This is a genomic window from Bradyrhizobium sp. Ec3.3, from assembly GCF_000472925.1.
In the GTDB taxonomy this organism is placed as follows: Bacteria; Pseudomonadota; Alphaproteobacteria; order Rhizobiales; family Xanthobacteraceae; genus Bradyrhizobium.
Map to the genome: position 1 here is coordinate 1 of NZ_AXAS01000124.1, position 8,555 is coordinate 8,555.

The following is an 8,555-nucleotide window of genomic DNA, read 5'->3' on the forward strand; positions in this document are numbered from 1 at the left end:
TTCGCGTTCCTCACTGATCCGGAGAAGATCCTCCGGTGGATGGGAACGGAGGCGCAGGTCGATCCTCAGCCCGGCGGGCTCTATCTCGTCAACGTCACCGGCGCTCGCTTTGCCCGTGGGTCCTTCCGCGAGGTGGTGCCAGTGCACCGCCTAGCCTATAGCTTCGGCTGGAACGGCAGCGAGGTGGTACCGCCGGCGTCAAGCCTGGTCGAGATCGACCTGATGGAGCAACCGGACGGAACGCTGCTGCGCCTGACCCATACGGGCCTGCCCAGTGCCGAGCAATGCGCCGGCCACGCAGAAGGTTGGGCCCATTACCTCGACCGGCTGGCCGAGGTCGCAGCGGGACGCGACCCGGGCCCGGACCCCTGGCACGGCCGTACTGGTAACGATTGAACGCGGTCGCACCTCAGCCGATGCGACGCGATCATCGCCGCCTGCGCCGCATGGCCCGTCTTGATGATTAGCGGCTGGCGCAGAAGCTGCCACCTCTGCCCTCCGGCGCGGCGTTGCATCTGGGCGAGATACTGTGGGGCGAAACGGCGAGGTCGGAAGCTTTCCGTCCCGAGCGCTGGATGAGCAATCTTGTTTCTTGGGTAGCTCTGTTCGCTGATGCAGGCCTAACGCAATTTGTCCCCCTTGTAGTGAGGGCTCCGGGTCGCGGACAATGATTTCTAAAGATCCCCGCCCCCAAGACTTTCTTGCCCGCTGCAGCCTGGGACATCACATCCCTGCAGAGATCGCTCACCTCTGCCATGTGCGATTTTATGCAGGCTCTGATACTGCCGGCGCTGATCGAATCGATCGCCAACGAAACGGGCGGCGATAGTGCGACAAAGAAGGCGCTGGCGGAGCTGACAAAGACGATCGGAGATCAAGTGCTGGTCGAGCGCAAGCCCCTCTCGGCTGTCGTGGAAACGCAGACACTGGCGCCTTTCCGCGCGCCCAGCCAGCTGCCGACGACCCTCGCCGGAAACCGAGCTCTCCGCTCACTACATCGTGCTGGAGGATGGCCGCATCGTGCAGTGCGTGCCCGAAGCCAAGCGCGCCTGGCACGCCGGCGTCTCATCCTGGGCGGGCGAGGAAGATTCAATTCCTGCTCCATCGGGATCGAGATCGTCAATCGCGGCCATGACTGGGGTTATCCGGATTCTCCGCTGCGCCAGGCCTCCGGTAATTCGGTTCGGGTTCGGTTCGGCGTTTGTTCATCGAGGCGCGGTGCGGCTCGAAAATAAATTCGTAGAGCATGTCGTTTTGGCGGTCTGCCGTTCGACTGGGTGTCGGCGATCCAGCCGATCAAGAGGAGTGCGGAAATGCAGAGCGGAGGTTGCCAGATGACGATCTCGCATCGATTTATCGAGACAAATGGCATTCGAATGCACCTGGCCGAAGCAGGGGACGGCCCCACTGTGCTTCTCTGCCATGGCTTTCCGGAGTGCTGGTATTCGTGGCGGCACCAATTAGAAGCACTCGCCGCCGCCGGATATCGCGCCATCGCGCCCGATATGCGTGGTTACGGGCAGACGGACAAACCGGATGCGATCGATCAATATACTCTATTGCATCTGACCGGAGACATGGTCGGGTTGTTCGACGCGATCGGCACGGATCAAGCAGTCATCGTCGGACATGATTGGGGAGCGCCGGTCGCTTGGCGCTGCGCTCTGTTTAGACCGGATCGATTTAGGGCGGTCGGCAGCTTGAGCGTACCGTTTCCAGTACGTGGTCCCAACCGACCAAGCACTGTCATGCCGAGGGTGGAAAAGCAGCGTTTCTATCAACTCTATTTCCAGACGCCGGGCGTTGCCGAGGCGGAACTCGAAAAGGACGTTCACAACGCAATCAAGACAACATTGTTCGCCCTATCTGGCGATGCGGCGGTTGAAAATCCTGCGTCGCTCACGATGCTTCCTAGTGACGGTGGTTGGCTTGATGGGAAGCCTACAACCCAATCATTGCCGGCGTGGCTCACGGACAATGACATCGAATTTTATGTCGAGGAGTTCAAGCGCACCGGCTTTAGAGGAGGTTTGAATTGGTATCGCAATATTGACCGCAATTGGGAGTTGCTCGCACCATGGTCTGGCGCAAAGGTTCAGGTCCCGGCACTATATATCGTCGGCGATCGAGACGCGGTTTACAGATCTCCGAACTGGGACCATCTCATCCCTAGCCTGAAACAGTCCGTGCCCTTGCTTCGCGAGACAATAGTCTTGAAAGGTTGCGGTCATTGGACTCAGCAAGAGCGCGCCAAAGACGTGAACAATGCGCTCCTGGAATTTTTGAAACAGTTATAAATCGCGAACGGACCACTTTTGGCCGCTCGCTTGCTAGCAACAGCAACGTGCTCGCTGGATAGAAGACTTGCGTAGACACGGCAGGCAACGCGACTGAAGCCCGGCAACGCAATGTCGCCTTTTGGCCCCCTTCTCAGAAGTGCGCATACCGCCGCTTTGCGCCCAAGAACGGCCCTCCCCGCGATGCCGCAGTTTGGCCCCAGAGCGGTCATCGAGCTTCAGATCCGCCCTCGTATTCCCTTCCGACCTTTATTCGGCGAAGCGGTCCGGGACGGCAGGCTTTAAAGCTGGGGTCGCGGTCGTAGACAGGCGCGGCAACTCTAGGGATCGGTATCCATATGTTGCGCAATTGGCGAACGCCTCGACAAAACGCTCAGGACCTAAGGTCCTCAAACCTGTCCAGAAGCAGCCTTTGGATAACGGCAAAGACCATGGCGGTCGAAACGCCGAACATAAGCGCTCCGTTCGCTGCCTCCAACGGTCCCAACAACCGCCACGACGGTGTCAGAAGCAGATCACCGTAACCCAGCGTCGTGTAGTTGACCGCTGAATGGTAGAAGGCGTTTCCGAACTCTTGAAATTCTCCACAGATGACGAGCAACACTGCCCATAGAGCGATCTCAATCAGGTGCGCCACGAACGCGAATGATACCGCCAGCGCGACGATTGCGAGATCGATCAAGGCGCCTGCGCCTGCTCGCCCGAGTTTCCTCTCATAGCGAACGAAGTTTACCGTCGCGGCCAAAGCGAACGCATGGACGAAAATCGTACATGCGACTCCGCCTAGGCCAACCACCAATGGATACAGGATCGCGAATTGATGATTTTGCGTCATCTTTCCACACCAGCATCCCATCCCATCACGGATCACGATGCTTGGATTTGAGACGAATAGCGTTCGGACCGCCATCACCAGGGCAGCCCTAAGGCCGGTTCAAGCCGTAGCAGAATATATAAGACAATCGAATCATGTCCCGTGTTTCCGGGGGTCGAATTGGTGGATGGAACATTTTTAGGCTGTGGCCTTCGGGCCCTCCTTCATCTCTCGTACTGTCCGCGCGTGTGGACCGGCGATGCTCGCGAAGCACGACCCTCGGACAGGAGACATCCGGGTGCCTCCCACAAATAGACCAGCATGGCTGACCAGTCGACGACGTCTAAGAAAGCGGCGCGGGATGTTATCCTGCTGTTGAGTGCGAACGGGCGACCGGATAATTTCTTCTCATAGCATTCGACCCACTTTTCACCCCCATTCTATTTAAGGCGCCCCGGTCATCAAAGAGTCTCCAGTCGTCGACAGGAGAGGATCAACATGACCAAGAGCACGATCTCGGAGAGCATGCCGACGGTATCGCTGCGCGATCAGAGCGTGCCCGACAAGCCGCTCGCGGAAAGACCGCTCGTCCCGAAACTGCGCGCAGCGAGCAAGGGCCGGAACCTGCGCGCGGGGCTCCCGTTCAATCGCGTCGTGTTGCTGCTGCAGGGGGGCGGCGCGCTCGGCGCCTACCAAGCGGGCGTTTATCAGGCCTTGGCCGAGACTGGACTTCATCCGGACTGGGTGGTCGGCATTTCGATCGGCGCCATCAACGCCGCCATCATCGCCGGCAATGCGCCCGAGAAACGCGTCGACAGGCTGCGCGAATTCTGGGAGGAAATCACCGCCCCTGCCATGGGCTTCGACGCCGACGGCGTCGGCCTCTTTGAACGAGGCGAGGCTGCGCGCGCGCTCGCCAATCAGGTGAGCGCGGTCACGGTTGCCTTCGCCGGAACGCCGGGCTTCTTCAGGCCGCGACTCCCCAATCCGTGGTTTCATCCACCCGGTACGATCGAGGCGACGAGCTACTATGACACGCGGCCGCTGAGAGCCACGCTCGAGCGCTACGTCGACTTCGACCGCATAAACTCCGACAGCTACGACACGCGTCTCAGCCTCGGCGCGGTGAATGTGCGCAGCGGCAACCTGGTCTATTTCGATCCTGGGACGCAGGTGATCGGACCTGAGCATGTGATGGCCAGCGGCGCGCTGCCGCCCGGCTTCCCAGCCATCGAGATCGAGGGAGAGCACTATTGGGATGGCGGCCTTGTCTCGAACACGCCGCTCCAGTGGCTTGTGACGAACACGCGTGTGACGGGCGAGCGGATGCCCGACGCGCTCGTGTTTCAGGTCGATCTCTGGAGCGCACGCGGCGAGTTCCCGCGCAACCTCCCGGAAGTCGCGACCCGTCAGAAGGAGATCCAATACTCGAGCCGCACCCGCGCCTTCACGAATTTCATCAAGCTGCTGCACAAGGTGGAATACTCCGTCGCCACGCTCCTGGACCAGCTGCCGGACGAGTTCAAGCAAAGCGAGGAAGCCAAGTTCCTGGCCTCGCGCGCGCAACGACACGCCTACAACCTAGTGCACCTCATCTATCGACCGAGGGGCTACGAAGGCGACTCGAAAGACTATGAATTCTCCCGGGTATCCATGGCGGAGCATTGGCGGTCCGGCTACCACGACACCATTCGCACGCTGCGCCATCCCGAGGTGCTCGAGCGCGCCGGCAATGGCGAGGAACTCAGCATCTTCGACTTTGCCGGTGATCGCGATTGAGCCGCGGGCCGCAAGACGCGGCGCCCCTTCGACACACCCATATCAGGAGATCCAGCGATGAGAGAAAACGACATTCGCGAGCGAGCGTTTGCGATGCCATTGACGAGCCCGGCCTATCCGCCGGGGCCCTATCGCTTCATCAATCGCGAGTATCTGATCATCACCTACCGCACCGATCCGCAGAAGCTGCGCGCGCTGGTGCCGGAGCCGCTCGTGTCGGACGGCGACATAGTCAAATACGAGTTCATCCGCATGCCGGATTCGACCGGCTTCGGCGACTACACCGAGACGGGCCAGGTCATTCCGGTCGCGTTCCGCGGCCGCCAGGGCGGCTATTCGCACTGCATGTTCCTCAATGACGAGGGGCCGATCGCCGGCGGCCGCGAGCTCTGGGGCTTCCCCAAGAAGCTCGCCGATCCTACGCTACACATCGAGATCGACACGCTTGTCGGCACGCTCGACTACGGCCCGGTGCGCATCGCCACTGGGTCGATGGGCTACAAGCACAAGACTTCGGATTTGGCGGCGGTGAAGGCCTCGCTCGCGGCGCCGAACTTCCTCCTCAAGATCATTCCGCATGTCGATGGCACACCGCGCATCTGCGAGCTCGTCGAGTACTATCTCGAGGACATTACTGTCAAAGGCGCCTGGACCGGCCCGGCCGCGCTCGACCTCCACGCGCATGCGCTGGCACCGGTGGCCGAACTGCCAGTGCTCGAGGTCTTGTCGGGCGTCCACATTATCGCCGATCTGACCCTCGGCCTGGGCAAGGTCGTGCACGACTACCTGCGCTGAAAGGAGACGGTTGGCTCATGCCGTGACGCCATGTCCGTTCTGCGCCAGTCTGAACCGATAGCAAATGTCCAGCACGTCGCTGGACTGAACTCGGGAGTCATCACATGAAGATTGTCGTCATCGGCGGCACCGGCCTGATCGGCTCGAAGACTGTCGCCATACTGCGCCAGGGCGGCCATGAGGTCGTCGCCGCTTCGCCCAATACCGGCGTCAACACCATCACCGGCGAGGGGCTCAAAGAGGCCCTGGCCGGCGCGCAGGTGGTGATCGACCTCGCCAACGCGCCCTCATGGGAAGACAAGGCGGTGCTGGAATTTTTCGAGACTTCCGGGCGCAATCTTCTTGCGGCGGAGGCCGCAGCCGGCGTCCGGCACCATGTCGCGCTATCCATCGTCGGAACCGACCGGAGCGACAATGGTTACTTCCGTGCCAAGGTCGCCCAGGAGAAACTGATCGCGCCCTCCGGCATCCCCTACACCATCATCCGCTCGACCCAGTTCATGGAATTCCTCGGCGGCATCGCCGCTTCAAGTGCGGATGGAAATGTGGTCAGGCTTTCGCCCGGCCTGTTCCAGCCCATCGCGTCGGACGACGTCGCTGCCAACGTCGCCGACGTGGCGCTCGCGGCGCCGCGAAACGGCATCGTCGAGATCGCGGGCCCGGAACGAGCACCGTTCAACGAAATTGTTGCCCGCTATCTGAAGGCGATCGGCGATCCGCGTGTGGTCGTGAGCGATCCCGAGGCTCGATACTTCGGTGGCCGGGTCGAGGAGAAATCGCTGGTGCCGCTGGGCGAGGCGCGCCTCGGGCGCATCGGTCTGGACGAATGGCTTCGCCGGTCACAAGCAAAAACCTGATCCCGCATCCGCCAACCGAAGGTCCTCAGCGGGCGGGCCCGTGGGCGCGCATGAGAGAGGGAGAGAATGACGGCAGAAGGACCGTAGGCGGGCTGACGCATAGTCGGTCCCTGATCGTCGACCCGAGCGTCATCGTGCCCGCGCTGACGCCCGCTCAGCGACTTGCCGCCGATGGTGGTGACGGCGTGCATGGTGGGTTTCGTCGAGGCCACCTGCATCGATGCCCTGAAGCCTTTTCTCGGGAGACGCCCGTGGGCATGTGGGTGACCGCCGAGGTGAAGCTCGTCGCGTGGAGGACCGCAAGATGTGCTTCAAGGTGGAGTACCGAGACGAGAAGGAGATTGTCGGCACGGGCTTCCACTAGCGCGCCGTCATCGATCCGGCCAGGCCGTCCCTGGCGTGGCTGGAGAAGAAGGCGGCAGGATGAGCGGCGGCGAACGCCGCCGGATCGAGGCAGAGGAAACAGGAGGGTCGGATGGATTTTCGCGATCGTCACGTGGTGGTAACCGGCGGCACCGGCGCCCTGGGGCGCGCGGTGGTGGGCGCATTGCTGGCGGCGGGCGCCCATTGCCATGTGCCCTATCGGCAGGAGCGGGAGAAGGAAGGCCTTCCCAGCGGGGCGCTGGGCCTGATCCCCGTGCCGAGCCTGGCGGATGAGGCGGCGGTGGCGAAGCTCTATGGCGAACTCCCCGCGCTCTGGGCCTCGATCCATATCGCCGGCGGCTTCGCCTTCGCCCCGCTGACCGATACCAGCGGGGACCTGCTGCGTCGGCTGATCGACGACAATCTCGTGAGCTGCTTCCTATGCTGCCGCGAAGCGGTGGCAGCGATGCGCCGGGGGAAGGCCGGCGGACGTATCGTCAACGTGGCGGCGCGCCAGGCCCTGGAGCCGCGCACCGGGGCGAATATAAGCGCCTCTACCGCCGCCAAGGCCGGCGTCGCCGCGCTCTCCGCAGCGCTGGGCGAGGAGCTGGCGGGAGAGGGAATCCTGGTGAACGCCGTCGCGCCCTCGATCATGGATACCCCCACCAACCGGCGCGACATGCCCAAGGCCAATTTCGATGCCTGGCCCAAGGTGGAGGAGGTGGCGGCGACGATCCTCTTCCTCGCCTCGCCCGAGAACAAGGTGAGCCGGGGCGGCGTGGTCCCGGTCTTCGGGGCTTCCTCCCAATCGGCGGCGACGTAGTCGCCCCGGCCGAGCCAGCTCAGCGCGATGACCACGTCTCGAAGGTTCACGCCCCTACATCTGCGCGGCAACAGCTAAGTTCGACTTGGCTGACCGTTCCCGAGGGCGACGCGTGAAAGTTGCGAAGGCGACGCCATGGCGGGAGAAATACAAAGCTATGTCCCGATCTGCTCACCAGCCTACAGGACGCAGCTTGGACCTCATCACCTGCGGTGCCGCTCCAGGTCAAGGGCGCCCCAACCACGAAGCCCTCGACCAGCTGGAGCGGAGGATTGTCGACGGTGATGCGCAGCAACAGAGGCGCGAGAAATTAAGTTGTGCAAGGGTGCCGCTGGGCTTGGCCGTCGCCAGACTCAGTGTGCGGCGTAAATCGTTATGGTGACGGTCATATGGGGCGCGGCGGTGGTGACGATCAATCTTCCGGTTGGAGCAGAGGCGGGCCATCGCTAAGCCGTCGGTCGTTTACCCCGCGATTACCGCAGAGGCCTCAGGGGCGGCTCTATTTCCAGCCGATCACTCCATGTCGCCTAAAGCGGGATGGGGTTAGGTTGAATCGATTTGGGATTGAACGAAGCCGCTGTCGCGGCATGTAGGGAGCCATAGCAAGGATTGCCTCCTGTCTGAGAGGATTGCGGGTTTTCAAAGCCCAACCCTTCAGACAGGAGGTTTTCCGATGGCTGAGATCAGCCCACTTCGCCGCCGCATGATCGAGGACATGACGGTCCGCAATCTGTCACCGGCGACGCAGCAATCCTACCTCAACGCCGTAGCGAAGTTGAGCCGGTATTTCGGTCGCTCTCCCGACCGCCTTGACCTGGAGGATATCC

At 62.1% G+C, this 8,555-nt stretch carries 8 protein-coding genes and 1 pseudogene; 8 read left to right on the forward strand and 1 reads right to left on the reverse strand.

Going from position 1 to position 8,555, the window contains the following annotated elements; translation table 11 throughout:
• From YUU_RS0145065 to YUU_RS0145075, 3 genes and pseudogenes are all read left to right on the forward strand, one after another.
• Positions 1-396, forward strand: a 396-nt coding sequence (locus YUU_RS0145065; RefSeq protein ID WP_027528022.1) for an SRPBCC family protein, incomplete at its 5' end; no start/stop codon positions are given.
• Positions 397-975: 579 nt separating this feature from the next.
• Positions 976-1,166: pseudogene (locus YUU_RS59855) on the forward strand (N-acetylmuramoyl-L-alanine amidase); the annotation flags it as partial.
• A 168-nt stretch (positions 1,167-1,334) separates the two neighbouring features.
• Complete coding sequence (locus YUU_RS0145075; RefSeq protein ID WP_027528024.1) at positions 1,335-2,297, forward strand: alpha/beta fold hydrolase; 963 nt, start codon at positions 1,335-1,337, stop codon at positions 2,295-2,297.
• A 373-nt stretch (positions 2,298-2,670) separates the two neighbouring features.
• Here the strand turns inward: YUU_RS0145075 and YUU_RS54395 are convergent, their stop codons facing one another.
• Positions 2,671-3,132, reverse strand: a complete 462-nt coding sequence (locus YUU_RS54395; protein ID WP_051390274.1) for an ion channel — start codon at positions 3,130-3,132, stop codon at positions 2,671-2,673.
• Positions 3,133-3,666: 534 nt separating this feature from the next.
• Between YUU_RS54395 and YUU_RS0145085 the strand changes: the two genes are divergently transcribed.
• The 5 genes from YUU_RS0145085 to YUU_RS0145105 all read left to right on the forward strand — a co-directional run.
• Complete coding sequence (locus YUU_RS0145085; RefSeq protein WP_371260601.1) at positions 3,667-4,890, forward strand: patatin-like phospholipase family protein; 1,224 nt, start codon at positions 3,667-3,669, stop codon at positions 4,888-4,890.
• Positions 4,891-4,947: 57 nt separating this feature from the next.
• Positions 4,948-5,685 carry an acetoacetate decarboxylase gene (locus YUU_RS0145090; RefSeq protein ID WP_027528026.1) on the forward strand — a complete coding sequence of 246 codons (738 nt, stop codon included), beginning with the start codon at positions 4,948-4,950 and terminating at the stop codon, positions 5,683-5,685.
• A gap of 104 nt (positions 5,686-5,789) precedes the next feature.
• Positions 5,790-6,542: an SDR family oxidoreductase gene (locus tag YUU_RS0145095; RefSeq protein WP_027528027.1), complete on the forward strand. Its 753-nt coding sequence runs from the start codon at positions 5,790-5,792 to the stop codon at positions 6,540-6,542.
• Positions 6,543-7,017: 475 nt separating this feature from the next.
• The gene (locus tag YUU_RS0145100; protein ID WP_027528028.1) at positions 7,018-7,728 is read left to right on the forward strand and encodes an SDR family NAD(P)-dependent oxidoreductase; all 711 of its coding nucleotides are present in this window, start codon (positions 7,018-7,020) and stop codon (positions 7,726-7,728) included.
• A gap of 673 nt (positions 7,729-8,401) precedes the next feature.
• On the forward strand, positions 8,402-8,555 hold a 154-nt coding region (locus YUU_RS0145105; RefSeq protein ID WP_027525658.1), incomplete at its 3' end, for a phage integrase N-terminal SAM-like domain-containing protein.

What these genes read in the sequence shown, in the direction of transcription:
- YUU_RS0145075 (WP_027528024.1), top strand. Translation starts at nt 1,335, where the DNA reads ATGACGATCTCGCATCGATTTATCGAGACAAATGGCATTCGAATGCAC.
- YUU_RS54395 (WP_051390274.1), bottom strand. Translation starts at nt 3,132, where the DNA reads ATGACGCAAAATCATCAATTCGCGATCCTGTATCCATTGGTGGTTGGC.
- YUU_RS0145090 (WP_027528026.1), top strand. Translation starts at nt 4,948, where the DNA reads ATGAGAGAAAACGACATTCGCGAGCGAGCGTTTGCGATGCCATTGACG.
- YUU_RS0145095 (WP_027528027.1), top strand. Translation starts at nt 5,790, where the DNA reads ATGAAGATTGTCGTCATCGGCGGCACCGGCCTGATCGGCTCGAAGACT.
- YUU_RS0145100 (WP_027528028.1), top strand. Translation starts at nt 7,018, where the DNA reads ATGGATTTTCGCGATCGTCACGTGGTGGTAACCGGCGGCACCGGCGCC.